Source organism: Klebsiella sp. RC2, assembly GCF_014192815.1.
GTDB lineage: Bacteria > Pseudomonadota > Gammaproteobacteria > Enterobacterales > Enterobacteriaceae > Klebsiella > Klebsiella variicola.
This window is the reverse complement of sequence record NZ_JACHYL010000002.1, coordinates 850,716-874,737: the sequence shown is the minus strand read 5'-3', so window position 1 is coordinate 874,737 and position 24,022 is coordinate 850,716. Positions and strand designations below refer to the sequence as shown.

Here is a 24,022-nt window from a genome sequence, read left to right as displayed (position 1 = left end):
CGGCCTACACTTTGCGCGATCCGTCGCCGCCACCCGGCGCCAACCCTCTGCCACTAACCAACCGCTCAAAACCAACTATCCTTTCCCGCTTTTGTTCTAAAAACGATTCGCTATTAGCCAGAATTTTTAATTACTTCATCTCCCTCCTGATGCCGGAAATACTGCACCTATAACAACTCAGGGGAAGCAGACATTATGGCATTCACATCGCGAATTACTCTTCTGGCGGCGCTGGCTGTCGCCGCCTTCCAGGCGCAGGCGGTCAACGTGACCGTGGCGTATCAAACCTCCGCTGAGCCGGCGAAAGTCGCCCAGGCGGACAACACCTTCGCCAAAACCAGCGGCGCGACCGTCGACTGGCGGAAATTCGACAGCGGCGCCAGCGTGGTGCGCGCCCTGGCCTCCGGCGATGTGCAGATCGGTAATATCGGCTCCAGCCCGCTGGCGGTGGCCGCCAGTCAGCAGGTGCCGATTGAAGTGTTCCTGCTCGCTTCAAAGCTCGGCAACTCCGAAGCGCTGGTGGTGAAAAAAAGCATTACCAAACCGGAAGATCTGATCGGCAAGCGCATCGCCGTGCCGTTTATCTCCACCACCCACTACAGCCTGTTGTCGGCGCTCAAACACTGGGGCATCAAGCCGGGCCAGGTGCAGATTATTAACCTGCAGCCGCCGGCGATCATCGCCGCCTGGCAGCGCGGGGATATCGATGGCGCTTACGTCTGGGCGCCAGCGGTTAACGAACTGGAAAAAGAGGGCAAGGTGTTGACCGATTCCGCGGAGGTTGGGGAGTGGGGCGCGCCGACCCTCGACGTTTGGGTGGTCCGTAAGGACTTCGCCGAGCAGCATCCGGAGATCGTCAAAGCCTTTGCTAAAAGCGCCATCGACGCCCAGCAGCCCTACATCGCCAACCCGGAAACATGGCTGAAACAGCCGGACAACATCAGCAAGCTGGCGCGCCTGAGCGGCGTGCCGGAAGCCGATGTCCCCGGGCTGGTGAAGGGGAACACCTACCTGACCGCCGCTGAGCAGGCGCAGGCGCTGAATGGTCCGGTCAATCAGGCCATCGTCGATACCGCGCGCTTCCTGAAAGAGCAGGGCAAAGTGCCCGCGGCGGGAACCGATTATCGTCAGTACGTCACTGACCGTTTCGTGAAGTAAAGGAGGCGGCGATGCTGCAAATCTCGCATCTTTCCGCCGACTACGGCGGTAAACCGGCGCTGGCGGATATCAACCTGACGCTGGAGAGTGGGGAGCTGTTGGTGGTGCTGGGGCCTTCGGGCTGCGGTAAAACTACCCTGCTGAACCTGATTGCCGGATTCGTGCCCTATCAGCACGGCAGCATCACCCTCGAAGGTCAGCGGGTGACCGGGCCGGGCGCAGAGCGCGGCGTGGTCTTCCAGAACGAAGGCCTGCTGCCGTGGCGCAATGTGCAGGATAACGTGGCGCTGGGCCTCCAGCTGGCGGGCGTGGATAAAGCGCAGCGCCGGCAAGCGGCGGCGCAGATGCTGAAGAAGGTGGGTCTCGAAGGGGCGGAAAAACGCTTTATCTGGCAGCTGTCCGGCGGTCAACGCCAGCGGGTGGGCATCGCCCGGGCGCTGGCGGCGAATCCGCAGCTGTTGCTGCTGGATGAGCCCTTCGGCGCGCTTGACGCCTTTACCCGCGAGCAGATGCAGACATTGCTGCTGAAACTGTGGCATGAGACCGGCAAACAGGTGCTGCTGATCACTCATGACATTGAAGAGGCCATCTTTATGGCCACCGAGCTGGTACTGCTGTCGCCGGGGCCGGGACGGGTGGTGGAGCGGCTGCGGCTTGATTTCAGCCGTCGCTTTGTCGCGGGCGAATCCTGCCGCAGCATCAAATCTGACCCGCGGTTTATTGAACAGCGGGAATACATTCTGAGCCGGGTGTTTGACCAACGGGAGGCTTTCTCATGAGCGTGGTACTGAACGACAAACCGCGTCAGACGACGCTGAAGTGGCGCTGGCCGCTCTCCCGTCAGCTCACCCTCAGCGTGGCGACTCTGGCGGTATTGCTGGCCGTCTGGTGGGCGGTCGCAGCGCTGCAGCTGATTAGTCCGCTGTTTCTGCCGCCGCCGGGCCAGGTACTGCAAAAGCTTATCACCATCGCCGGGCCGCAGGGCTTTATGGATGCGACGCTCTGGCAGCATCTGGCGGCGAGCCTGACGCGGATCGTCATCGCCCTGCTGGCGGCAGTGCTTATTGGCGTACCGGTGGGGATCGCCATGGGGCTCAACTCGACGGTGCGCGGGATCCTCGACCCGCTGATCGAACTCTATCGTCCGGTGCCGCCGCTGGCCTACCTACCGCTGATGGTGATCTGGTTTGGCATCGGTGAAACCTCGAAGATCCTGCTGATCTACCTGGCGATTTTCGCGCCGGTAGCCATGTCGGCGCTGGCAGGGGTAAAAAGCGCGCAGCAGGTGCGCATTCGCGCCGCCCGTTCGCTGGGCGCCAGCCGGGCGCAGGTGCTGTGGCTGGTGATCCTCCCCGGCGCGCTGCCGGAGATCCTCACCGGGCTGCGCATTGGTCTCGGGGTGGGCTGGTCAACGCTGGTGGCCGCTGAGCTGATCGCTGCCACCCGCGGATTAGGATTTATGGTGCAGTCTGCCGGCGAGTTTCTCGCCACCGATGTGGTGCTGGCGGGGATCGCGGTGATTGCCATTATCGCCTTTTTACTGGAACTGGGTCTGCGCGCGCTGCAGCGTCGCCTGACGCCCTGGCATGGAGAAGTACAATGAGTGAACGTCTGAGCATTACCCCGCTGGGGCCCTATATTGGCGCGCAGGTGACCGGGGCGGATTTAACCCGTCCGCTGAGCGACAACCAGTTTGAACAGCTGTATCACGCGGTGCTGCGTCATCAGGTAGTATTCCTGCGCGAGCAAAATATCACCCCGGCGCAACAGCGCGACCTGGCTCTGCGGTTTGGCGACCTGCATATCCATCCGGTCTACCCTCACGCCCCTGGCGTGGAAGAGATTATCGTCCTCGATACCCACAACGATAATCCGCCGGATAATGACAACTGGCATACCGATGTCACCTTTATCGACACGCCGCCCGCCGGCGCCATTCTGGCGGCGAAAGAGCTGCCGACGACCGGCGGTGACACCCTGTGGACCAGCGGCATTGCCGCCTGGGAAGCGCTGTCAGAACCTTTCCGGCAGCTGCTGAGCGGCCTGCATGCCGAACACGATTTCCGCAAATCGTTCCAGGAGTATAAGTACAACAAGACCGAAGCCGAGCATCGGCGCTGGCAGGAAGCGGTGGCGAAGCATCCGCCGCTGCTGCATCCGGTAGTGCGTACCCACCCGGTGACCGGCAAGCAGGCGCTGTTCGTTAATGAAGGGTTTACCACGCGAATTGTCGAGGTGAGTGAGAAAGAGAGCGCAGCGCTGCTGAACTTCCTGTTTGCTCATGTCACTAAACCGGAGTTTCAGGTGCGCTGGCGCTGGCAGCCGAACGATGTCGCTATCTGGGATAACCGGGTGACCCAGCATTACGCCAACGCCGACTATCTGCCGCAGCGGCGGATCATGCACCGGGCGACGATCCTCGGCGATAAGCCGTATTACCGGGCGGGGTAATGCTTGTAGCCGGTTAAGGCATCAGCCGCGAGCCGCGGAGAAAAGCGGATGCTGCATTGCCCGCAGCTTCCCGGAGGCGGCGCCTGACGCGCCTTTTCCGGGCGACCGATCCGTCGGAAATGGTGTACCGTAGCCCGGCTAAGGCGCAACGCGCCGCAAGCCGGGAAAAAGCGTTTATGCCGATTTTTGCGCACCCAGATGCGCGCCAATATAGCGCTGATAGCGATTGGCCTTCAGGTAGGTGAGATCCACCAGCACCAGACCATCCACGCAGTTATTGAAATCCGGATCGCTGCCGAAATCGATAAACTGCACGCCGCCCGGCTCGCACACTTCCGAGTACTGCTTATACAGCGGCGGGATCGCGCAGCCGAGATTGCCGAGCAGGGACTTCAGCCGGGCCAGGTCGTCGTTGTAATCCTCCCCGCCAAACTGCGCCAGCACGTCGGGCAGCGACGCCGGATAAGGTCGACGCGACTCCGCCAGCGGATGCGTCGCCGGGAACCACAGCCGGTAGAACGCCACCAGCAGATCGCGGGCGGCGGGCGGCAACCCGCCAGAAATCGACACCGGACCAAACAGATAGCGATAGTGCGGATAGCGCGCCAGATAAGCGCCGATGCCTGACCACAGGTAGTCCAGCCCGCGACGCCCCCAGTAGCGCGGCTGGATAAAGCTGCGCCCCAGCTCAATGCCGTGCTGCAGGACATCGTCCATCCGCCCGTCGTAATGGAACAGGCTGTAACTGTAGATCCCTTCCAGGCCGCGCTTTGCCAGCTGGATGGCCGTCGGCATAAAGCGGTAAGCTCCGACGATTTCCAGATCGTCTTCATCCCACAGGATCAGATGCAGATAGTCGTCGTCATACCCGTCGATATCCCGCCGTTTGCCGCTGCCTTCCCCGACCGCGCGGAAGGCGATTTCCCGCAGACGTCCCAGCTCGCGCAGCAGCGGCGCGTCCTCCTGGCCGTTGCGCTGCCAGAGGTAAATCACTTTGCCGTCGGTGGTGCGGCCCAGACACTCGGCCTTATGCAGTTCGCGTTTGAGCAATGCCCGGTCTTCCGGACGGGCGATGGCGCTTTCGGTTTTGAACTGCCCCGGCAGCCCTTTGCGCAGTTGTTCAAGGTGCTGATAGCAGCGGCCGGTAAGCTCGCGAGCGCTGGACTTGGCATCGAACCAGCTCGACCAGGGGATCTGCTGGCCGATGCGCACCGGCAGGCTGCTGTTGCGCCGGCGAAACATCTGCTGCATCAGCAGGAGCAGCGGCAGGTTGTCGGAGACCAGAGTGCTGGCGTAAAACAGGGCGCTGTTGTGGGCGTTAATCCACGCCGGCAGCAGCGGGGCGCGATATTTTGCCGCCAGCTTAATAAAGCCGGAGTGCCATTTTTTATCGCGGATACCGCGAAGGGTGAGGCGGGAGACTTCCCCCGCCGGGAAGAAGATCAGCACCCCGCCGGCCTGCAGCTGGTGATCCATCTGCTGCAGCGCCGCTTTAGCGGTGCGGCCATGAATATTATCTACCGGGATAAACAGCGAGCTCAGGGGCTCAAGGTGGGTGAGCATGCGGTTGGTGACCACTTTGACATCGCGGCGCACGCGGGATACCGCATACAGGAGCGCCAGGCCGTCGAGGGTGCCGGTGGGGTGGTTGGCGATAATGACCAGCGGGCCATATTCGGGGATTTGTTCGAGATCGTGCGCCGGGATGGCGCAGCGGATATTGAGGTATTCCAGTACCTGTTCGACCGTATCAAGCCCCTTCAGGTGGCGATGACGATCGGCAAATTGTTGAAACTCTTCCTCATAAAACAGCTTTTTTAACAGTTTCTTTTGCCAGGGGGCGGGCCTCGCCTGAGGCCACAGGTCATCGAGTACGTTGTCGAGACTAAACATAGTGGCTCCTCCTCCGTCCTGCCCAGACAGTAGAAGGTGGAGATGTCGTTCAGATTACAGTTGGGTGAAGTTTCGGTCGCAGCAAGCGAGGTTCCCCGGATAGCGGCGCAAGCGCCTTATCCGGGCTACGGTTGGCGCCGATTTGTAGCCCCGGTAAGCGTCAGCGCCACCGTGGAGAGGCTATCGGCGTTCACCGCAGCTAAGATCAAAGCTATCGCCAGCCCAATTTGGGGGATATAGCCCGCGCTGGACATCGCGATGAAAGGTTGAAAATGGCCAATCGATCACCCGGGTGACCCAGCCATGCTTAAGTGGATTGATATGGATGTAATCAACGTGTCGGCGGTAATCATCTTCATCGCGTATGGCATGCTCCCAGAAGCGCGGTTGCCAGAGGGGTTGTCGTTTTAACGTTCTGCTAAAACAGCCTTTGATATCTCTCCAGCGTGAAGAAAAATCGTCATCATTATGAGGTAGTGTCCAGATGCAATGCAGATGTTCAGGCAACACCACCCAGGCATCAATAATAAAGGGGCGATGTTGTTTAACAACGGCGACAGAGTAGCGCAATAATTCTATGTTTTCAGTTAGGTGCATGCTTCTACGGTCTTTAAGGTTAACAGTGAAGAACCAGGTTCCCCCCTTAATGTAATAACGTCGATAAGCCACCACAGGATCTCCTGGAATTCGGTATTTATGATGTGGTTTAACACGTTAGAAGGCGAAATCTGGTACGCCAAGGAGAAGGCGCAGAAGGTGGAAAGCGGCGCGCAAAGTTTTAGCTACAGATATTGGTTAGCGCCTGTCCCCGGATAGCGGCGCAAGCGCCTTATCCGGGCTACGGTGTGGTGGTCGCGATAAATACAGCGCACCGGGGATGAGGTTTGGTAGCCCCGGTAAGCGAAGCGCCACCGGGGAGGGGCGGGTTTAACGGAGGATTTTTTTCTCGGCCAGATCGAGGGCGAAATAGCTGAAGATCAGGTCGGCGCCTGCGCGTTTGATAGCGCCGAGGCTTTCCAGAACCACTTTCTCTTCATCGATAGCGCCCGCCTGGGCAGCGAATTTGATCATCGCGTACTCCCCGCTGACCTGATAGGCGCCGAGCGGCAGATCGCTGCGTTCGCGGATATCGCGCAGAATATCCAGGTAGGCGCCAGCCGGTTTCACCATCAGACAGTCGGCGCCCTGGGCTTCATCGAGCAGCGACTCGCGAATGGCCTCCCGGCGGTTCATCGGGCTCATCTGATAGGTTTTCCGATCGCCCTTCAGCGCGGTACCGGCCGCTTCGCGGAACGGGCCGTAGAAGGAGGAAGCGAACTTGGTGGAGTAGGACATAATTGCCGTATTAGTGAAACCGGCGGCATCCAGCGAGCGGCGAATCGCCTGTACCTGACCGTCCATCGCGGCGGAAGGAGCGATGAAATCCGCCCCGGCGGCGGCGGCGACAACGGCCTGCTTGCCGAGGTTTTCCAGGGTCGCGTCGTTATCCACCCCGTGGTCGCACAGCACGCCACAGTGACCGTGGGAAGTGTATTCGCAGAAGCAGGTATCGGACATGACGATCATCTCCGGCACCGTGGACTTGCAGATCCGCGACATACGCGCCACCAGGCCATTTTCATTCCAGGTATCGCTGCCGGTAGCATCGGTGTGATGAGAAATGCCAAAGGTCATCACCGAGCGAATGCCGGCGTTAGCGATGCGTTCGATTTCACGTGCCAGATATTTTTCCGGAATGCGCATCACGCCGGGCATGGCCTCGATCGCTTTGTAATCATCAATTTCTTCTTCAACAAAGATCGGCAACACCAGGTCGTTCAAACTCAGTGTTGTCTCTTCAAACAGGGCGCGCAGCGCAGCGGATTGACGCAGGCGGCGGGGGCGAGTGATTAAATCTGTCATGGTTTGCCTGATTTTGTGAAATGAAAGACGTTAGTGTAACTGAAATGGCATGGGGATGTTTCGCCAAAACGATCGTTATGTCGTGTTGGCGAAACCCCCGCGAACTTACTGGCTGGCCGTCTGCATGTTGGGCTGCGCGCCGCTCAGCTCGCTGACCAGGTCGTTGATGCCATCGCTCATATTGTTGAAGCGGGTTAACGGCGAGCGGGTTACCACCACAAAGGCGCCGACGTTAGCCTGCGGATTCATCGCCATATAGGTGATAAACCCGCCGCCGCCGCCGGTTTTCTGAATAATCCCCGGATGGCCATTCTTCGGCTTCATATACACCCAGCCGAGGCCCAGCGCGTCGGCGCGGCCCGGCACGTCCATACCAATCACCCGGGTCAGTTGGTTACGCTGATAAATCAGCGTCTGCATCCGATCGGCCTGCTGGCTGCGGGTATAGAAATCGGATGACAGGAACTGCTGCATCCAGCGCATCATATCCCCCGGCGTCGAGTAGACTCCGCCGCTGCCGATCGCCGCCAGGGTGTTGTTGCATGGGCTGGCGCCTTTTTCCGGGATCATCAGCCGCTGGCACTGATCCGGTGACGGGGTAAAGGTGGTGTCCTTCATCCCCAGCGGCCGGGTGATCTGTTCTTCAAACAGCTGCGGATAAGGTTTGCCGGCAGCGGTGGAGAGCGCGTCCGCCAGTAAATCAAAGGCCAGGTTGGAGTAGGCTGCCTGTGAGCCCGGCGCGGTCTTCAGGGTCGCGGTAGAGAGCCAGTTCCAGCGCTGCTGGCGGGTCGGCCAGACAAACACCGGACGATGAGCGGCGCCGCCAGGCTGCTCGCGCGGCAGGGCGCTGGTATGGGTTGCGAGGTTAACCAGGGTGATTGGTTTTCCCTGCCAGTCAGGCACCCGGGTACCCGGCGGGGCGTATTTGCTCAGCGGATCGTTGAGTTTCACCACCCCCTGGTCGAGCAGCTTCACCAGCATCTCGCTGGTCATCAGTTTGCTGAGGGAGGCGATACGGATCACCGAGTCGAGCTGCGGGTGCTGATTATTCCCCGGGCGGGTTTCGCCAAAGCTGCGAAAAACACGCTGATTGCCATCGATAACCACCAGCGCCATGCCGGTGGCGCCGCTGCCGTAGTAGATATGATTGGCGTAACGATCGACCACATCCGAGGCGAAAACCGGGTCAACGGTAGGCTGTGCGGCCTGCACCGAGGTCCACGACGCCGCGCACAGCGCAGCAAAAATGAGCAAACTACGTTTCAACGGAGATCATCCATTAAATAAATAAAAAAGAAGAGGGTATTTATACTACGAAGTGGCGCAGAACAAAGTGGGATTCACGACATTCCTGCAGGAAAAAGGTAACGGTGCGTAAAAAAGACTTTTTTACGCTTTCAGATATCGGCTTTTTCCGCTGCCGCGTATGATGACCGTTTGGCTGAAAGTTCGTGGGAGAGAACAATGACGGCTCAACGGGTAGTGATGGTCGTGGATATGCAAAACGGCGTGTTCGCCACGCCGCGTCTGGCGCGCGAGCGCTGCGTCGCGCAAATTAATCGTCTGGTGCGCGCGGCGGACAAGGTTATTTTCATTCAGCATGATGAGGCCGGCGGCCTCGAAGCCGGCAGCGAAGGCTTCGCCCTGCTTCCCGAGCTGGAACAGCCAGCTGGCGCGCTGTATGTCACCAAAACCGCCTGCGACGCCTTCTACCACACCTCGCTGGCGCAGGTGCTGGACGAACACGACATTCAGCAGTTCGTCATCTGCGGCTGCGCCACCGACTACTGCCTCGACACCACCATTAAAAACGGCGCCAGCCGCGGGTACGGTATTGTGATCGCGGAAGATGCCCATACCACCGCCGACCGCCCCGCCGCGCAGGCCGCGACGCTTATCGCCCACTACAATGAGGTGTGGCGTACGCTGACCGTTCCTGGCAATCCTTTACAGGTGAAACCCACAGAAACAATTCTGCACGCCTGGCAGCAGAACTAAGCTGTTGATATCCGGTCTTATCATTCGTCTGCCCCGCGAGAGCGCATCCACGCGGCGGCCGACGTATGCGTCGTACACAGCAATAGCAGAACGATAAGAAGTTAGCAGGAGACAATGATGTTTAAATCTTTTTTCCCCAAACCGGGGCCGTTTTTTATTTCTGCCTTTATCTGGTCGCTGCTGGCCGTGATCTTTTGGCAGGCGGGCGGCGGCGACTGGCTGCTGCGGGTCACCGGAGCATCGCAAAATGTGGCGATCAGCGCGGCGCGCTTCTGGTCGCTCAACTATCTGGTGTTCTACGCTTACTATCTGTTTTGCGTCGGCGTGTTTGCACTCTTCTGGTTTGTCTACTGCCCGCATCGCTGGCAGTACTGGTCGATTCTCGGCACGTCGCTCATCATCTTCGTCACCTGGTTTCTGGTGGAAGTCGGGGTGGCGATCAACGCCTGGTATGCGCCGTTCTACGACCTGATCCAGAGCGCGCTGGCCACCCCGCATAAGGTCAGCATCAACCAGTTTTATCATGAGATCGGCATCTTTCTCGGCATCGCGCTCATCGCGGTGATCATTGGCGTGATGAACAACTTCTTCGTCAGCCACTACGTCTTCCGCTGGCGCACGGCGATGAACGAACACTATATGGCCCACTGGCAGCATCTGCGCCATATCGAAGGCGCCGCGCAGCGTGTGCAGGAAGATACCATGCGCTTTGCCTCCACCCTGGAAGATATGGGGGTAAGCTTTATCAACGCGGTGATGACCTTGATCGCCTTCCTGCCGGTGCTGGTGACGCTCTCCGAACACGTTCCCGACCTGCCTATCGTCGGCCATTTGCCGTATGGTCTGGTGATTGCCGCTATCGTCTGGTCGCTGATGGGGACCGGCCTGCTGGCGGTGGTGGGGATTAAGCTGCCGGGCCTGGAGTTTAAAAACCAGCGCGTGGAAGCCGCCTATCGTAAAGAGCTGGTCTACGGTGAGGACGATGAAACCCGCGCCACGCCGCCGACGGTGCGCGAGCTGTTCAGCGCGGTGCGTCGCAACTATTTCCGTCTCTATTTCCACTATATGTATTTCAATATCGCCCGCATTCTCTACCTGCAGGTGGATAACGTTTTCGGCCTTTTCCTGCTGTTTCCGTCGATCGTTGCCGGTACGATTACCCTCGGGCTGATGACGCAAATTACCAACGTCTTCGGCCAGGTGCGCGGCTCGTTCCAGTACCTGATTAGCTCGTGGACGACGCTGGTGGAACTGATGTCCATCTACAAACGTCTGCGCAGTTTTGAACGCGAGCTGGACGGCAAGCCGCTGCAGGAAGCGATCCCGACATTACGTTAATTAAGACAAGGAAGCATGATGGCCGCACGTTTATCGCGCATTATTCCCGGTTCATTGACGCTGTTGGCGGCCATGGTGCTGAGCGCCTGTACCAGCCAGCAGGCCCCGACGCTGAAAAAGGGCGAGAAGCCCGTTGACGTGGCGTCGGTGGTGCGGCAGAAAATGCCGGCCAGCGTCAAGGATCGGGAGGCCTGGGCGCAAGCCATCGCCACCGCGTTTGACAGCCAGAAGCTGGCGCCGACGGAAGAGAATGTCTGCTCGGTGCTGGCGGTCGCGCAGCAGGAGTCTAACTATCAGTCCGATCCGGTGGTGCCGGGGTTGAATAAAATCGCCTGGCAGGAAATTGACCGCCGGGCGGAAAAAATGCACATTCCGCCGTTTCTGGTCCATACCGCGCTGAAGATCACCTCGCCAAACGGTAAAAGCTATAGCGACCGTCTGGACAATGTGAAGACGGAAAAGCAGCTGAGCGCCATTTTTGATGACTTTATCGGGATGGTGCCGATGGGGCAGAAGCTGTTCGGTTCACTTAACCCGGTGCACACCGGGGGGCCGATGCAGGTCAGCATTGCCTTTGCCGAGCAGCACACCTCCGGCTACCCGTGGAAAATGAACGGGACGGTGCGCCAGGAGGTCTTCAGCCTGCGCGGTGGCCTGTGGTTTGGCACCTATCATCTGTTGAACTACCCGGCCAGCTACAGCGTGCCGCTGTACCGCTTTGCCGACTTCAACGCCGGCTGGTATGCCAGCCGTAACGCCGCCTTCCAGAACGCGGTGGTGAAAGCCAGCGGGGTGAAACTGGCGCTCGACGGCGACCTTATCCGCTACGACAGCGAGGAACCGGGCAGCACCGAGCTGGCGGTGCGTCGTCTGGCGGGCCAGTTGGGAATGAGCGACAGCGAGATCCACAGCCAGTTGAAAAAGGGCGACAGCCTGGCGTTTGAGAAGACCGACCTTTATCAGCAGGTTTTCCGCCTCGCCGAGAAAAGGGCGGGCAAGACTCTGCCGCGGGAGATGTTGCCAGGGATCCAGCTTGAGAGTCCGAAAATTACCCGTAATCTGACGACGGCGTGGTTTGCAAAACGGGTTGATGAGCGGCGGGCAAATTGTATGGCGCGGCGTTAACGGCGCTGACGCCAGCGCACAATGAGCGCCAGCAGCCCGATGAACGAGCAGCCGATCAGGAAAGGGATCAGGCCAAAGAGGGTGCCAACGGCGAGACTGATGTCGACTTGCGGACGGCTGGCGTCCTGCGTTTGCATCAAGCGTTCAAATACCCCCGGAGCGTGGATCAGCATGCTGAGCATCTGCGCGCCGGCCCAGCAGCAGACCAGCACGAACAGGCCGTAGGCGACATGGCTGCCGGTCAACGCCCCTCTTTTTTTATTTCCCAAAAGCGATTTTGAAAAACTGAATTCAGCCATAGGCCCTCCCACCTCTGTACTGCTGGTTTTTTCTCCAGCTCTATGGCAGGTATTCTGGCAGTGAGGGGCCATTGTCAGTATCAGATTGCTGGTAATTGCCGTCCAGGAATAATCCTGTTTTCGCCGGTGTGTTAACCGCGCCACAGGAATGGAAAAGGGAGAGCGGCGTCGCAATCCAGCAACATTCTCTCCCGCGCTACAGACCGCCGCGGGCGGCTATGCGAAGATGCGTTTTTTTGCTGTTGGAGGTCGCATGAAGCTCACAGATAAAATTCGCCGCGACTGGCACTACTACGCGGTGGCGCTGGGGCTAATTTTTATTCTCAATGGGGTGGTGGGGCTGCTGGGGTTTGAAACACAGGGCTGGCAATCCTACGCCGTCGGTCTGGTGACCTGGGTCATTAGCTTCTGGGCCGCGGGCCTGGTGATCCGCCGCCGCCCGGCAGAAGAGGCCTAAGACCCCTGCTGCCAGGCGCGATAAACGCGTTTTAGTTCATGGAGGTTTTCAGCGCCCGGTCCGCGGCATGGCGCTCCAGCGCCAGCTCAATCAGCCGGGTGATCAGGCTGGTGTAGTCGAGGCCGCTGGCCTGCCACAGCTTCGGATACATGCTGATGTTGGTAAAGCCCGGCAGGGTGTTGATCTCGTTGATCACCACCTCGTTGTCGGCGGTGAGGAACACGTCGACGCGGGCCATGCCGCTGCAGCCCAGGGTCTGGTAGGCCTGCACTGCAATCGCGCGGATCTTGTCGTTGATCTCAGGGGCGATGGCGGCCGGGACCACCACCTGCGCGCCCTGGTCATCGATATATTTGGTGTCGTAGGCGTAAAACTCGCTGTTGAGGACAATCTCACCGCAGGTGCTGGCCTGCGGGTGGTCGTTACCCAGCACCGCACACTCAATTTCCCGCCCTTTAATGCCTTGTTCCACCACGACTTTATGGTCAAATTCAAAGGCCAGGGCCACCGCCTGATGGTACTGCTCTTCGTTTTTAACTTTGCTGACGCCAACCGATGATCCCTGGTTGGCCGGCTTCACGAACAGCGGCAGCCCCAGCTTCGCTTCGACATCGGCAAAGCTGAACTGCGCGCGGTTGGCGCGGGTCAGGGTGATAAACGGGGCGACGGCGAGCCCGGCATCGCGCAGCAGACGTTTGGTCACGTCTTTGTCCATACAGGCCGCGGAGCCCAGCACATCGGAACCAACGAAAGGCAGATTCGCCATGCGCAGCATCCCCTGCAGGGAGCCATCCTCGCCCAGCGTGCCGTGGACGATGGGGAAAATCACATCGATAGCCGCCAGCGGCTGGCCGCTGTCGGCGTTAATCAGCTGCTGTGCTTCTCGGCCCGGGATCTGCGCCAGGGTCACCGTGGAAGGACGCAGGGCAATGCGGGCAGGATCCTGAGCATTGAGCAGGTAGTTGCCGGCGTCGTTGATGTGCCATAGCCCCTGTTTATCAATACCCAACAGAACCACATCGAAGCGCGATTTATCAATCGCTTCCACGATATTCTTCGCTGACTGCAGCGACACTTCATGCTCCGCCGACTTGCCGCCAAAAACGATCCCAACCCTCATCTTTGCCATTTCAACTTCCATCCAGATAACATCAAAGGGCATAACATACCATGTGAAACCGCTGCCTGCCTGCCATAATATTTACCTGATCAATTGACGGGAGTGGGCGTGAGAGGAAAGACGCTGCTGGTGCTGGCCGGGCTGCTCGGCGCGGGCCTGTTAGGATACCGCTATCTGCCGCCGCACCTGAATCCGCTGGCGCCGCTGGCGCTTGACGATCCCCCGGGCTGGTTGACGTCATTCAAGCTGCGCAGGCTGACGGCAGACCAGTGCGCCTCCCTGCTGGCGGAAGCCAATCGCCGCCGGCTTATCGCCAGCCAGCCGGTGGCGGACAGCGAGGGAAGCTGCCCGCTGCATAACGTGGTGCGGGTAGCGAATTTTGGCAGCGTGACGCTGAGCAGCAGTTTCCTCGCCAGCTGCCCGCTGGCGCTGAGCAGTGCGCTGTATGTCGAGCAGCAGGCGAAACCGCTGACCCGTCAACTGATGGCGAGCGATCTGCGCCAGATCGATCATCTCGGCAGCTTCGCCTGCCGCAATATCTACCATCGGCAACAGGCGCGGCGCAGTGAACACGCCACGGCGGACGCGCTGGACGTCAGCGGTTTCCGCCTGGCGGACGGCCGACGCGTCAGCGTCCTGCAGGGCTGGCGGAGCGAGACCTCGCATCCCTGGCTGGCGGCGCTGTTGAACAACAGCTGCCACTACTTCGGCAACGCGCTGGGGCCAGAGTACAATGCGGCTCACGCCAATCATTTTCATCTGGGGATGCGCGGACAGGGCTTCTGCTTTTGAGCATAAAGCGCTGTGAGTAGCCTAAATGACCAGAAAATGCTTCGTCAGGTTCTCATCCACACTCATAAAACACCAAACTCACCGCCAGCGCATCTATGGTAGTACACCAGTGGAATGAAATTGCTAAGCTAGGTAATAATTGGCAAATCATTAATGAATACGCGTAGTTATGGAATCCTGGAAGGTTAATCTCATCTCCGTCTGGTTTGGTTGCTTTTTTACCGGCCTGGCGATCAGTCAAATTCTCCCTTTTTTGCCCCTCTACGTCTCCCAGCTGGGCGTTACCTCGCATGAAGCGCTGTCGATGTGGTCGGGGCTGACCTTCAGCGTGACTTTTCTTGTCTCGGCGATCGTCTCGCCGATGTGGGGGAGCCTGGCAGACCGCAAAGGCCGCAAGCTGATGCTGCTGCGTGCCTCGCTGGGGATGGCGATTGCTATTTTACTGCAGGCCTTCGCCACTAACGTCTGGCAGCTGTTTATCCTGCGGGCGATCATGGGCTTAACCTCCGGTTATATCCCCAACGCCATGGCGCTGGTGGCCTCCCAGGTGCCGCGCGAGCGCAGCGGCTGGGCGCTGAGCACGCTATCAACCGCGCAAATCAGCGGCGTGATCGGCGGCCCGCTGCTGGGCGGCTTCCTGGCGGACCACGTCGGGCTGCGGATGGTCTTTTTTATTACGGCGATCCTGCTGACCATCAGTTTTCTGGTGACCCTGTTTCTGATCAAAGAGGGAGGGCGCCCTCAGGTCAGTAAAAGCGAGCGCCTCACCGGAAAACAAGTCCTTGCCTCTTTACCCTATCCGGGGCTGGTGATCAGCCTGTTCTTCACCACCCTGGTGATCCAGTTGTGCAACGGCTCAATTGGCCCGATCCTGGCGCTGTTTATCAAGTCGATGGCGCCGGACAGCAACAATATCGCCTTTCTGGCCGGGATGATCGCCGCGGTGCCTGGCGTGTCGGCGCTGATTTCTGCGCCACGGCTGGGTAAGTTAGGCGATCGCATCGGTACCTCGCGGATCCTGCTCGCGACGCTCTGCTGCGCAGTGGTGATGTTTTTCGCCATGTCTTTTGTCACCACCCCGCTGCAATTGGGTACGCTGCGTTTCCTGCTCGGCTTTGCCGATGGCGCGATGCTCCCGGCGGTGCAGACTTTATTGCTGAAATACAGCAGCGACAGCGTCACCGGACGCATCTTTGGCTATAACCAGTCGTTTATGTATCTGGGCAACGTCGCCGGGCCGCTGATTGGCGCCTCTGTATCGGCGATGGCCGGCTTCCGCTGGGTGTTTATTGCTACCGCCATTATCGTTTTCATTAACCTCTGGCAGCTGGCATGGATGCTGCGCCGCACCCGCCGGGCTAACGCCTGAACCTCTGCTGACGGTATTTATCGCGATACCGTCAGCGTTATTCACCGTCGGTACATTTACCATTACTTTTTGTTATCGCCATGCCGTGAGCGCTATTCCATTTTATTATTTCCTGCGCCATCTGGTTATAACCATCCCCGACCATGATTAAACAATACTATTTATAGTGGTATTTTGTTGTGGTAAAACGTTTCGCTGTATATTGGGTGTTGCGATGATTCTTATTTTAAGTAATTCTGAGGTCCGTCATCGGGTATGACATCCCAATCAAAAACAGGCCTCGCATAAGGAACTGGTGCTATGAAGAATCTCATTGCTGAGTTACTGGTTAAACTGGCGCAAAAGGAAGAAGAAGCAAAGGAACTGACGGTGCAGGTTGAAGCGCTGGAGATCGTGGTCACCGCATTATTGCGCCATATGGAGCATGATGCCCAGCAGGCATTGATTCAGGATATAGAACAGGCGATTGACCAGGTGACGCCCTGTCCGCCGGTCAACGACCAGGATGCGATGCTGCTGCAGCAATATCTAAAGAAGCTGTTGCGGCATCCTCGTAGCTAGTCTTTATGACACGACAAGGATGCCGTCATTTTTCTGTCATCTCCCTTTTATAAAGTCTCCCTCGTTTTGTTTTTTTTAAGTATTTTTTACATGGAGATGACAAAAGTGAAATTAAGCGCCCTGTTTATTGCCCTGGTTCCTCTGCTGGGCTCGCCGGTTATTCATGCAGAAACCACTGCTGCGCCGGTTCTGGAAAATCGCGCTGCGCAGGGAGATATCACCACTCCCGGCGGCGCGCGTCGTTTAACCGGCGATCAAACCGAAGCGCTGCGCGCCTCGTTAATCAATAAGCCAGCTAAAAACGTTATTTTGCTGATTGGCGATGGCATGGGTGATTCGGAAATTACCGCTGCGCGAAATTATGCGCAAGGGGCAGGCGGTTTCTTTAAAGGGATTGACGCCTTGCCGTTAACCGGGCAGTACACGCACTATTCGCTGGATAAAAAAACCGGGAAACCGGACTACGTGACCGACTCGGCGGCGTCCGCCACCGCCTGGACCACCGGCGTCAAGACCTATAACGGCGCGCTGGGCGTCGATATTCATGAGAACGCGCATCAGACCATCCTCGAGCTGGCGAAAGCGGCGGGGCTGGCCACCGGCAACGTTTCCACCGCCGAGCTGCAGGACGCCACCCCCGCAGCGCTGGTGGCGCATGTGACATCGCGTAAATGTTACGGCCCCACGGTCACCAGTGAAAAATGCCCCAGCAATGCGCTGGAGAAAGGGGGCAAAGGCTCCATTACCGAACAGCTGCTGAACGCCCGGCCGGATGTCACCTTAGGCGGCGGGGCGAAGACCTTTGCCGAAACGGCGACGGCGGGCGAGTGGCAGGGCAAAACCCTGCGCGAGCAGGCGGAAGCGCGCGGCTACCAGATTGTGACCGACGCGGCTTCCCTTGCCGCCGCGACTGACGCCAGTCAGGCTAAGCCGCTGCTGGGACTCTTCGCCGATGGCAATATGCCGGTTCGCTGGGAAGGGCCGAAGGCGTCTTATCACGGCAATATCGATAAGGCGCCGGTGACCTGTACGCCAAACCCGAAACGCGACGCCTCGGTGCCGACGCTGGCGCAGATGACGGAGAAAGCGATTGACCTGCTGAGCCGCAACGAGAAAGGTTTCTTCCTGCAGGTGGAAGGCGCTTCCATCGATAAACAGGATCATGCGGCGAATCCGTGTGGCCAGATCGGCGAAACCGTAGACCTCGACGAAGCGGTGCAGAAGGCGCTGGAGTTTGCGCGAAAAGACGGCAATACCCTGGTGATCGTCACCGCCGACCATGCGCACGCCAGCCAGATCATTCCGGCGGACAGCAAAGCCCCGGGACTGACCCAGGCTCTGAATACCCACGATGGCGCAGTGATGGTCATGAGCTACGGCAACTCTGAGGAAGAGTCGATGGAGCATACCGGCACCCAGCTGCGCATTGCGGCCTACGGTCCACACGCGGCTAACGTCGTCGGCCTGACCGACCAGACCGACCTGTTCTCGACCATGAAAGCCGCCCTGAGTCTGAAATAAGTCGCTGCCGGTGGCGAAATCGCGTCACCGGCTGGTTTTTTTTCTATCTGCGTCCAGACTTACAACGATCCACTCACAGAAGGATGGTGCGATGAAAATAACCTTACTAATGACTCTACTGTTTGGCTTGATCTTTATCAGCGCGGTTGGCGCGGCAGAAAAAACGCCCACTCCACAGCAGCAAAAGATGACGGACTGCAATCAGCAAGCGTCAGCCAAAGCGCTGAAAGGAGATGAGCGCAAAACGTTTATGAGCCAGTGCCTGAAAAAAGAGACCACTACGTCGCAAGGAAAAGCGCTCACCCCTCAGCAGCAGAAGATGAGCGACTGCAACAAAGCGGCCTCGGCAAAATCGTTGAAGGGTGATGAACGCAGTACCTTCATGAGTACCTGCCTGAAGAAAGCCTGAAAAAAAGGGAGCGCTTATCCGCTCCCTTCTTCTTTGAACACTCAGGGCATTGCTGCCTACCCTCTCAGGCTCAGGAGCGGCTCAGTTTCTCTGATTTCTCCATACACTGGGTGATGGCTTCGATCACCGCGGAGCGGAACCCTTTCTCTTCCAGTACGCGGACGGCTTCGATGGTGGTCCCGCCAGGCGAGCAGACCATATCTTTCAGCGCCCCCGGATGCTCGCCGCTCTCCAGCACCATTTTGGCGGAGCCCATTACCGCCTGGGCGGCGAATTTATAGGCCTGGGCGCGCGGCATGCCGCCGAGGACGGCGGCATCGGCCATCGCTTCGATAAACATAAAGACATAGGCCGGCGCGGAGCCGCTCACGCCCACCACCGGATGGATCATCGGCTCGGCAATTTGTTCCGCCTGGCCAAAGCAGCGGAAAATGGTCAGCACTTCGGCCACATCTTCGCTGCTCACCAGCGCGTTAGGCGTGACGGAGGTCATACCGGCGTTGACCAGTGACGGCGTATTGGGCATCGCGCGAATAATTTTGCGATCGTGACCGAGGGCGCGCGCCAGTTGCTCAAGCGTGACCCCGGCGGCGATGGAGACCACCAGCGACTCTTTATTCAGGCTTGAGGCGACGTCGCCCAGCACTTTGGTCATGATCCCCGGCTTAACCGCGCCGAAGACGATATCGGCAATCTGCGCCACTTCCTGAGCGCTCCCGGCGGCGTTGATGCCATACTGGTCGCGCAGAGCCGCAACCTTATCCGGCGACGGGGTGTAGACCCAGATTTGTCCCGGCTGTACCTGGCCGCTGGCGATCAGTCCACCCAGAATGGCCTTACCCATATTGCCGCAGCCGATAAAGCCAATTTTCTTATCCATCACCATTCCCCTCTGCTTTTTTCGTTACGATCTGATTAGCTTACCATCCTGGTGCTTTCATGGGGGAGAAAAGCAGGTAACATTGGCGTCACTTATTGCAGGTAACAGGAGCTGGCATGGCTATTTGGGTAGATGCGGACGCGTGTCCGAACGTGATTAAAGAGATTTTGTTCCGCGCGGCAGAGCGTACCCAGACCCCGGTGACGCTGGTGGCGAATCAGCCGCTGCGCGTGCCGCCGTCGCGTTTCATCCGCACTTTGCGGGTTGAGCAAGGTTTTGACGTGGCGGATAACGAAATCGTTCGCCAGTGCGCGGCGGGAGATTTAGTCATCACCGCCGACATCCCGCTGGCGGCAGAGGTGCTGGCGAAGGGCGGGGCGGCGCTGAATCCGCGCGGGGAACGCTACAGTGAGGCGACGATCCGCGAGCGCCTGACGATGCGGGATTTTATGGAGACATTGCGGGCCAGCGGCGTGCAGACCGGCGGCCCGGATAGTTTATCGCAGCGCGACCGGCAACAGTTTGCTGCCGAGCTGGAGAAGTGGTTGCTGGCGGTTAAGCGTCAGCAGGGTTAAACCCAGCTATCGTCGTCGCTGCCAATATCATCGTCGCCAAAGCCGGCGTCGAAGTCGTCGTTCCAGGTGTTGTCGGCAAGGAACTGATCGTCTCCCTGGCGGAACGGATCGTCACCCGCGGTGGCGTCCTGCGCGGCGGCGGCAGCAGGCTGCGGCTGCTCTTCGATGATATTGACAATCTCCTGCGGGTGCGAGCCGCTGAACATGTTGGTCAGCATATTGCCCAGCACCACGCCGCCCGCTACGCCTGCGGCCGTTTGCAGCGCGCCTGCCATAAAGCCGCCGCCGCGTGCCGCTGCCTGCGGGGCATAGTTCTGTTGCTGTTGCGGCGGGGCATACTGCGGCTGGGCGCTGGCCTGCGGGCGACCGTATTGCTCCGCGCCCGGGATGGGGTCAGAGCCGCGTGACGAGCCGCCACCGCCAAACAGGCCGGAGAGGAATCCGCCGCTGCTGGGCTTCGCCGCCTGCAGCTGGCTGACCTGGCTCTCCAGCGCCTGGATGCGATCGTTAAGCTGTTTAATCGCGGCTTCCTGGATAAGAATGGTTTGCGCCATATAGTAGGGGGCCGCCGGCTGCGCGCTTACATGTTGGGCAATCCGCTCCTCGGCGCTGGTATCGCGCGATGCACTGTGCGCCTCAGCCTCTTTTAGCCGGGAAAACAGTCCATCAATAAGGCGTTGTTCTTCAGATTGCATGTTACATTCCTCTGTCACACTGTCGAATAGGCATCAGGGTGCGTCTGAAACACGATGTTGTAAATATGTTGCTTCGTAAAGCTATGCATAAATGTGTTACCGTTTACGCCAGCGTTGGATAAAAAATAACGCCCAGCCGAAAGTAAAGCTGGTTAAACACTTAATGCAATGATAAGTTTACATCAAGAACCCCTTTTGTCACTGTGGTGATGGGGTGTAAAGAAGTTGTGTAACGTTTTGTTTACGACTACGTTACGGAACAAACAGCGATAATACGTTCTTTCGTTTTCATATTTTACGACAGGCGGAACCAGGGGGTCTTCGGTCATGACACAGCCAATCTTTCTCATCGGGCCACGCGGCTGCGGTAAAACCACCGTCGGTCATGCGCTGGCGCGAGCGCGGCATTTTCAGTTCTCCGATACCGATCATCGGCTGCAGGCCCATGAGCAGCGGACGGTGGCAGAGATCGTGCAGGCAGAAGGGTGGGCGCGTTTTCGCGAACTGGAGACCCTGTCGCTGAAGGCCGTGACTCTGCCGAATACGGTGATCGCCACCGGCGGCGGTATTGTGCTGGCGGAAGGTAATCGCCAGTTTATGCGGGAAAACGGCGTGGTGATCTATCTGCAGGCCTCGGTGTCGGCGCTCATTGATCGTCTGGAGGCCTACCCAAAAGCCGAACAGCGGCCGACGCTTACCGGTAAGCCGGTACGTGAGGAAGTGGGCGAGGTGTTGGCGCAGCGCGAAGCCTTATACCGTGATGCCGCCCATCATATTGTCGATGCCACGGCCTCCCCGGATCGGGTGGTGGAGCAGATTATGACCATGCTGTGCGGCGCGACGGCAACCCCGGTAAGTTAAGAATTTACTTACATTAAGGCGGCGAGGGGCGCCTATACTTGATAGTTCTGATACCAGAAGAAGGAAGAACTATGCCAAACAGGCCCCCATATCCGAGAGAAGCGCGCGTGGTTGCGGTAGAGAAAGGCCCGCAGGGTCAGACCGTCACCTGGTATCAACTCCGCGCGGATTATCCTGAACCCAATTCGCTGATCAGCGAACATCCTACCGAGCAGGAAGCCGTGGATGCCAAGCGGCGCTATGAAGATCCTGATAAGTCGTAACCCCTGAGCCCGGATTGCCGGCCATACTGGCAATATCGGGCGTATCTCACATTTTTTATTTATCAGTCGTACTAATGAATATCTAACACACGGATTTTTCAGGCACGCCGCTGTCGCCCGGCAATCTTTACATTCAACCGCGGCGCGGAACTGCTACGCTTCTCGACGGTTGATTTTTACTCACCGGGGGGGCGGATGCCGTGTGTGGTAAGTCTGTCTTGAAGCAGTGGTAGTGAAAAGGTACATGATATGAGTAGTGCAACGATGGCAATTTTGACCATCGGCGTTGTGCCGCTGGCGGGAGTGTTGCCGCTCCTGACCGAACATATCAGGGAAGAACAGATCACCCACATTAGTTTGCTGGGCGATATGACACATGCTGAGGTAACCAAAGAGTACGCGGTGGGTGACGGCGAGCAGGGCCTGCTGACCTTGCTCAATGATAACCAGCTGGTGATGGTATCGCGGCAGAAAATTGAACGCGATATCCGCAGCGTGATCGCGATGCTAGATCGGCAGAACTATGATGTGATCCTGTTGCTTAGCTCCGAACAGTTAAGCGGTTTTACCACCCACCATGCGATCCTTCTTGAGCCGCAGCGGATCATCCCGCCGCTGGTGGCGTCGATCGTCGATGGGCATCAGGTGGGGGTGATCGTGCCGGTGGAAGAGATCATGCCTATGCAGCGGCAAAAGTGGCTCTCGCTGGAAAAGTCGCCGTACTACGCGCTGGCCAACCCTTTTACCGGCAGCGACAGTGAGTTATTAAGCGCCGGCAAAACGCTGCTGGAGCAGGGCGCCGACGTGCTGGTGCTCGACTGTCTCGGTTACTATCAGCATCACCGCGATGTGTTACAAAAAGCCCTGGACGTCCCGGTTTTGCTGTCGAATGTGCTGGTTTCCCGACTGGCGGCAGAACTATTGGTCTAATGTGTTAATTTCACGTGACAGGGGCAAGGAGCGCCCCCTATATTGAGCCTTTAACCGACGATCAGAAGGGCTTGTTTATGCTTCAAAGCAATGAATACTTTGACGGAAAAGTGAAATCCATTGGCTTCACCAGCAGCAGTACCGGTCGCGCCAGCGTTGGCGTGATGGCGGAAGGGGAATACACCTTTGGTACGGCGCAGCCGGAAGAGATGACGGTGGTCAGCGGGGCGCTGAATGTCCTGCTGCCGGGTGAGACTGAGTGGAAAGTTTACGCCGCCGGCGAAGTTTTCAATGTGCCAGGCAACAGCGAATTTCATCTGCAGGTGGCTGAGCCAACCTCTTATCTGTGCCGCTATCTGTAAGCCAGAGTGACACCCGGCGCCTGCCGCCGGGTTGTTTTTTCCTTCCTGCCTGGCAGGAAGGAAAGCGGCGCTTAGCGCTGCGCTTCGCCGCCGAGCCCTTCTACCAGGCTTTGGATCAGGGCAGCCAGCTCGCCGGTCATTAAGATAAAGTCGGCGTCAAAGCGCTGGGCGAAATCCTCCCGATCGATATCTTCGTTTTGGTCACGTAATTCATCGCAGAACTTGAGGCGCTTAATTGACGCATCGTCGCAGATCACAAACTGAATACGCTGCTGCCAGTCCAGCGCCAGCTTGGTGACGACCTTCCCGGCCTCAATGTGCACGGCGATTTCGTCGCTGACCAGATCCTGTTTCTTGGCGCGGATCACGCCGCCATCTTCCAGCATCGCTTTCAGCTCGGCTTCATCCAGCAGCTGGAAGCCCTGCGCCACGGTGCCGGAGCGGACCCACTCGGTCAGCGTCAGCTCAATCGGATTCTCCAGGGTCAGCGGCACCACCGGCAGCGAACCGAGGGTTTTACGCAGCAGGGCCAGAGTGTCTTCCGCTTTCTTCGCGCTGGCGCAGTCGACCATGATCAGGCCGTTAACGGTATCGATCCACATCATCGTCTGGCTGAAGCGGCTGAAGGCGCGCGGCAGCAGCGAGTGCAACACTTCATCTTTCAGGGAATCTTTCTCGGTCTTCTTCAGCTTGCGGCCCTGATCGGCTTCCAGCTTCTGGATCTTCGCCTCCAGCGCCTGCTTGATCACCGGCGACGGCAGGATCTTTTCTTCTTTACGCGCGCAGATAATGATCTGGCCGTTTGCCGTATGCGTCAGCGCGTCGCTGTGCGATCCCATCGGCGACACCCAACCGGTTTTCGCCATATCCTGGCTGCCACACGGGGTAAATGTCAGCTCGGCCAGCTGTTTTTCCATCTCCTCGGCGCGCAATTCGATATCGCGGCTGAGACGGTAAACCATTAAATTTTTGAACCACAGCATGATAATTTCCACGGCTTTGTCGTTAAATCAGGCGGGCATGATAGCGAATTGTCGCTATGCTTGCATTGTTAATCGGGGTG

At 58.4% G+C, this 24,022-nt stretch carries 27 protein-coding genes; 18 read left to right on the top strand and 9 right to left on the bottom strand.

Annotation, left to right across the window (positions count from 1 at the left end; genetic code table 11):
• Positions 1–195 precede the first annotated feature (195 nt).
• Genes tauA through tauD form a run of 4 tightly spaced genes read left to right on the top strand, consistent with a single transcriptional unit; the run spans position 196 to position 3,609 of the window.
• Positions 196–1,158, top strand: a complete 963-nt coding sequence (gene tauA, locus FHW76_RS09070) for a taurine ABC transporter substrate-binding protein (protein ID WP_060876166.1) — start codon at positions 196–198, stop codon at positions 1,156–1,158.
• 11 nt (positions 1,159–1,169) lie between these two features.
• A complete protein-coding gene (gene tauB / locus FHW76_RS09065; RefSeq protein WP_004893960.1) occupies positions 1,170–1,937 on the top strand; it encodes a taurine ABC transporter ATP-binding subunit in 768 nt (255 codons plus the stop codon).
• Positions 1,934–2,761, top strand: coding sequence for a taurine ABC transporter permease TauC (gene tauC, locus FHW76_RS09060; RefSeq protein WP_008805332.1), 828 nt, complete (start codon positions 1,934–1,936; stop codon positions 2,759–2,761). The genes tauB and tauC overlap by 4 nt, the downstream gene beginning before the upstream one ends.
• Entirely contained in the window at positions 2,758–3,609 is an 852-nt protein-coding gene (gene tauD, locus FHW76_RS09055) for a taurine dioxygenase (RefSeq protein WP_004144604.1), read from the top strand. Before tauC ends, tauD begins: the two co-directional genes overlap by 4 nt.
• Positions 3,610–3,783: 174 nt before the next feature.
• Here the strand turns inward: tauD and FHW76_RS09050 are convergent, their stop codons facing one another.
• The 4 genes from FHW76_RS09050 to ampH form a co-directional block, all read right to left on the bottom strand.
• The gene (locus FHW76_RS09050) at positions 3,784–5,502 is read right to left on the bottom strand and encodes a lysophospholipid acyltransferase family protein (protein ID WP_064166044.1); all 1,719 of its coding nucleotides are present in this window, start codon (positions 5,500–5,502) and stop codon (positions 3,784–3,786) included.
• Between the two features lie 180 nt (positions 5,503–5,682).
• Positions 5,683–6,174, bottom strand: a complete 492-nt coding sequence (locus tag FHW76_RS09045; protein WP_004178721.1) for an REP-associated tyrosine transposase — start codon at positions 6,172–6,174, stop codon at positions 5,683–5,685.
• A 255-nt stretch (positions 6,175–6,429) separates the two neighbouring features.
• The gene (hemB, locus tag FHW76_RS09040; RefSeq protein ID WP_002890201.1) at positions 6,430–7,404 is read right to left on the bottom strand and encodes a porphobilinogen synthase; all 975 of its coding nucleotides are present in this window, start codon (positions 7,402–7,404) and stop codon (positions 6,430–6,432) included.
• A 105-nt stretch (positions 7,405–7,509) separates the two neighbouring features.
• Complete coding sequence (gene ampH, locus FHW76_RS09035) at positions 7,510–8,670, bottom strand: D-alanyl-D-alanine-carboxypeptidase/endopeptidase AmpH (protein ID WP_008805334.1); 1,161 nt, start codon at positions 8,668–8,670, stop codon at positions 7,510–7,512.
• Positions 8,671–8,889: 219 nt separating this feature from the next.
• Here ampH and FHW76_RS09030 point away from each other — a divergent pair, with 219 nt between their 5' ends.
• From FHW76_RS09030 to FHW76_RS09020, 3 genes are all read left to right on the top strand, one after another.
• On the top strand, positions 8,890–9,402 hold the full coding sequence (locus FHW76_RS09030) for an isochorismatase family protein (protein ID WP_162493340.1): 513 nt from the start codon (positions 8,890–8,892) through the stop codon (positions 9,400–9,402).
• 117 nt (positions 9,403–9,519) lie between these two features.
• Positions 9,520–10,740 (top strand): peptide antibiotic transporter SbmA, encoded by a 1,221-nt coding sequence (gene sbmA, locus FHW76_RS09025; RefSeq protein WP_008805336.1) that lies wholly within the window; start codon positions 9,520–9,522, stop codon positions 10,738–10,740.
• A gap of 18 nt (positions 10,741–10,758) precedes the next feature.
• A complete protein-coding gene (locus FHW76_RS09020; RefSeq protein ID WP_012968854.1) occupies positions 10,759–11,865 on the top strand; it encodes a DUF1615 domain-containing protein in 1,107 nt (368 codons plus the stop codon).
• Here FHW76_RS09020 and FHW76_RS09015 read toward each other — a convergent pair.
• A complete protein-coding gene (locus FHW76_RS09015; RefSeq protein ID WP_012542723.1) occupies positions 11,862–12,164 on the bottom strand; it encodes a YaiY family protein in 303 nt (100 codons plus the stop codon). The two genes, FHW76_RS09020 and FHW76_RS09015, sit on opposite strands and share 4 nt — an antisense overlap.
• Positions 12,165–12,417: 253 nt before the next feature.
• Here FHW76_RS09015 and FHW76_RS09010 point away from each other — a divergent pair, with 253 nt between their 5' ends.
• Positions 12,418–12,621, top strand: a complete 204-nt coding sequence (locus FHW76_RS09010) for a DUF2754 family protein (RefSeq protein WP_012968852.1) — start codon at positions 12,418–12,420, stop codon at positions 12,619–12,621.
• Between the two features lie 31 nt (positions 12,622–12,652).
• Here FHW76_RS09010 and ddlA read toward each other — a convergent pair whose 3' ends face one another.
• Entirely contained in the window at positions 12,653–13,750 is a 1,098-nt protein-coding gene (ddlA, locus tag FHW76_RS09005; RefSeq protein WP_012542722.1) for a D-alanine--D-alanine ligase, read from the bottom strand.
• 99 nt (positions 13,751–13,849) lie between these two features.
• Here ddlA and FHW76_RS09000 point away from each other — a divergent pair, with 99 nt between their 5' ends.
• The 5 genes from FHW76_RS09000 to FHW76_RS08980 all read left to right on the top strand — a co-directional run bounded on the left by FHW76_RS09000 (position 13,850) and on the right by FHW76_RS08980 (position 18,393).
• On the top strand, positions 13,850–14,533 hold the full coding sequence (locus FHW76_RS09000) for an extensin family protein (RefSeq protein WP_023297115.1): 684 nt from the start codon (positions 13,850–13,852) through the stop codon (positions 14,531–14,533).
• Between the two features lie 169 nt (positions 14,534–14,702).
• Entirely contained in the window at positions 14,703–15,902 is a 1,200-nt protein-coding gene (locus FHW76_RS08995) for a multidrug efflux MFS transporter (RefSeq protein WP_008805342.1), read from the top strand.
• Positions 15,903–16,202: 300 nt separating this feature from the next.
• Positions 16,203–16,463 (top strand): anti-adapter protein IraP, encoded by a 261-nt coding sequence (gene iraP, locus FHW76_RS08990; protein WP_008805343.1) that lies wholly within the window; start codon positions 16,203–16,205, stop codon positions 16,461–16,463.
• A 90-nt stretch (positions 16,464–16,553) separates the two neighbouring features.
• A complete protein-coding gene (gene phoA, locus FHW76_RS08985; protein ID WP_012542718.1) occupies positions 16,554–17,984 on the top strand; it encodes an alkaline phosphatase in 1,431 nt (476 codons plus the stop codon).
• 91 nt (positions 17,985–18,075) lie between these two features.
• The gene (locus tag FHW76_RS08980; protein WP_008805345.1) at positions 18,076–18,393 is read left to right on the top strand and encodes a PsiF family protein; all 318 of its coding nucleotides are present in this window, start codon (positions 18,076–18,078) and stop codon (positions 18,391–18,393) included.
• 70 nt (positions 18,394–18,463) lie between these two features.
• On the opposite strand, the gene proC is transcribed toward FHW76_RS08980, so the two are convergent.
• Positions 18,464–19,273: a pyrroline-5-carboxylate reductase gene (proC, locus tag FHW76_RS08975; RefSeq protein ID WP_008805346.1), complete on the bottom strand. Its 810-nt coding sequence runs from the start codon at positions 19,271–19,273 to the stop codon at positions 18,464–18,466.
• 116 nt (positions 19,274–19,389) lie between these two features.
• Between proC and FHW76_RS08970 the strand changes: the two genes are divergently transcribed.
• A complete protein-coding gene (locus FHW76_RS08970; protein WP_008805347.1) occupies positions 19,390–19,848 on the top strand; it encodes a YaiI/YqxD family protein in 459 nt (152 codons plus the stop codon).
• Here FHW76_RS08970 and FHW76_RS08965 read toward each other — a convergent pair.
• On the bottom strand, positions 19,845–20,543 hold the full coding sequence (locus FHW76_RS08965; protein ID WP_023322130.1) for a DUF2076 domain-containing protein: 699 nt from the start codon (positions 20,541–20,543) through the stop codon (positions 19,845–19,847). The two genes, FHW76_RS08970 and FHW76_RS08965, sit on opposite strands and share 4 nt — an antisense overlap.
• A gap of 327 nt (positions 20,544–20,870) precedes the next feature.
• Here FHW76_RS08965 and aroL point away from each other — a divergent pair, with 327 nt between their 5' ends.
• The 4 genes from aroL (at position 20,871) to ppnP (ending at position 22,959) form a co-directional block, all read left to right on the top strand.
• Entirely contained in the window at positions 20,871–21,404 is a 534-nt protein-coding gene (gene aroL / locus FHW76_RS08960) for a shikimate kinase AroL (RefSeq protein ID WP_008805349.1), read from the top strand.
• Positions 21,405–21,475: 71 nt separating this feature from the next.
• Positions 21,476–21,667, top strand: a complete 192-nt coding sequence (locus FHW76_RS08955; RefSeq protein ID WP_008805350.1) for a YaiA family protein — start codon at positions 21,476–21,478, stop codon at positions 21,665–21,667.
• Between the two features lie 249 nt (positions 21,668–21,916).
• A complete protein-coding gene (locus FHW76_RS08950) occupies positions 21,917–22,597 on the top strand; it encodes an AroM family protein (RefSeq protein WP_008805351.1) in 681 nt (226 codons plus the stop codon).
• A 77-nt stretch (positions 22,598–22,674) separates the two neighbouring features.
• Positions 22,675–22,959 (top strand): pyrimidine/purine nucleoside phosphorylase, encoded by a 285-nt coding sequence (gene ppnP / locus FHW76_RS08945; protein WP_002890284.1) that lies wholly within the window; start codon positions 22,675–22,677, stop codon positions 22,957–22,959.
• A gap of 71 nt (positions 22,960–23,030) precedes the next feature.
• Here the strand turns inward: ppnP and rdgC are convergent, their stop codons facing one another.
• Positions 23,031–23,942, bottom strand: coding sequence for a recombination-associated protein RdgC (rdgC, locus tag FHW76_RS08940; protein WP_002890285.1), 912 nt, complete (start codon positions 23,940–23,942; stop codon positions 23,031–23,033).
• Positions 23,943–24,022: the final 80 nt, after the last annotated feature.

Coding starts and splice junctions, on each gene's coding strand:
- tauB (WP_004893960.1), top strand. CDS start 1,170: ATGCTGCAAATCTCGCATCTTTCCGCCGACTACGGCGGTAAACCGGCG.
- proC (WP_008805346.1), bottom strand. CDS start 19,273: ATGGATAAGAAAATTGGCTTTATCGGCTGCGGCAATATGGGTAAGGCC.
- FHW76_RS09050 (WP_064166044.1), bottom strand. CDS start 5,502: ATGTTTAGTCTCGACAACGTACTCGATGACCTGTGGCCTCAGGCGAGG.
- FHW76_RS09030 (WP_162493340.1), top strand. CDS start 8,890: ATGGTCGTGGATATGCAAAACGGCGTGTTCGCCACGCCGCGTCTGGCG.
- FHW76_RS08980 (WP_008805345.1), top strand. CDS start 18,076: ATGAAAATAACCTTACTAATGACTCTACTGTTTGGCTTGATCTTTATC.
- sbmA (WP_008805336.1), top strand. CDS start 9,520: ATGTTTAAATCTTTTTTCCCCAAACCGGGGCCGTTTTTTATTTCTGCC.
- FHW76_RS09010 (WP_012968852.1), top strand. CDS start 12,418: ATGAAGCTCACAGATAAAATTCGCCGCGACTGGCACTACTACGCGGTG.
- FHW76_RS09020 (WP_012968854.1), top strand. CDS start 10,759: ATGGCCGCACGTTTATCGCGCATTATTCCCGGTTCATTGACGCTGTTG.
- FHW76_RS08995 (WP_008805342.1), top strand. CDS start 14,703: ATGGAATCCTGGAAGGTTAATCTCATCTCCGTCTGGTTTGGTTGCTTT.
- phoA (WP_012542718.1), top strand. CDS start 16,554: ATGGAGATGACAAAAGTGAAATTAAGCGCCCTGTTTATTGCCCTGGTT.
- rdgC (WP_002890285.1), bottom strand. CDS start 23,942: ATGCTGTGGTTCAAAAATTTAATGGTTTACCGTCTCAGCCGCGATATC.
- FHW76_RS08970 (WP_008805347.1), top strand. CDS start 19,390: ATGGCTATTTGGGTAGATGCGGACGCGTGTCCGAACGTGATTAAAGAG.
- FHW76_RS09015 (WP_012542723.1), bottom strand. CDS start 12,164: ATGGCTGAATTCAGTTTTTCAAAATCGCTTTTGGGAAATAAAAAAAGA.
- FHW76_RS08955 (WP_008805350.1), top strand. CDS start 21,476: ATGCCAAACAGGCCCCCATATCCGAGAGAAGCGCGCGTGGTTGCGGTA.
- hemB (WP_002890201.1), bottom strand. CDS start 7,404: ATGACAGATTTAATCACTCGCCCCCGCCGCCTGCGTCAATCCGCTGCG.
- ddlA (WP_012542722.1), bottom strand. CDS start 13,750: ATGGCAAAGATGAGGGTTGGGATCGTTTTTGGCGGCAAGTCGGCGGAG.
- tauD (WP_004144604.1), top strand. CDS start 2,758: ATGAGTGAACGTCTGAGCATTACCCCGCTGGGGCCCTATATTGGCGCG.
- tauA (WP_060876166.1), top strand. CDS start 196: ATGGCATTCACATCGCGAATTACTCTTCTGGCGGCGCTGGCTGTCGCC.
- aroL (WP_008805349.1), top strand. CDS start 20,871: ATGACACAGCCAATCTTTCTCATCGGGCCACGCGGCTGCGGTAAAACC.
- iraP (WP_008805343.1), top strand. CDS start 16,203: ATGAAGAATCTCATTGCTGAGTTACTGGTTAAACTGGCGCAAAAGGAA.
- tauC (WP_008805332.1), top strand. CDS start 1,934: ATGAGCGTGGTACTGAACGACAAACCGCGTCAGACGACGCTGAAGTGG.
- ppnP (WP_002890284.1), top strand. CDS start 22,675: ATGCTTCAAAGCAATGAATACTTTGACGGAAAAGTGAAATCCATTGGC.
- FHW76_RS08965 (WP_023322130.1), bottom strand. CDS start 20,543: ATGCAATCTGAAGAACAACGCCTTATTGATGGACTGTTTTCCCGGCTA.
- FHW76_RS08950 (WP_008805351.1), top strand. CDS start 21,917: ATGAGTAGTGCAACGATGGCAATTTTGACCATCGGCGTTGTGCCGCTG.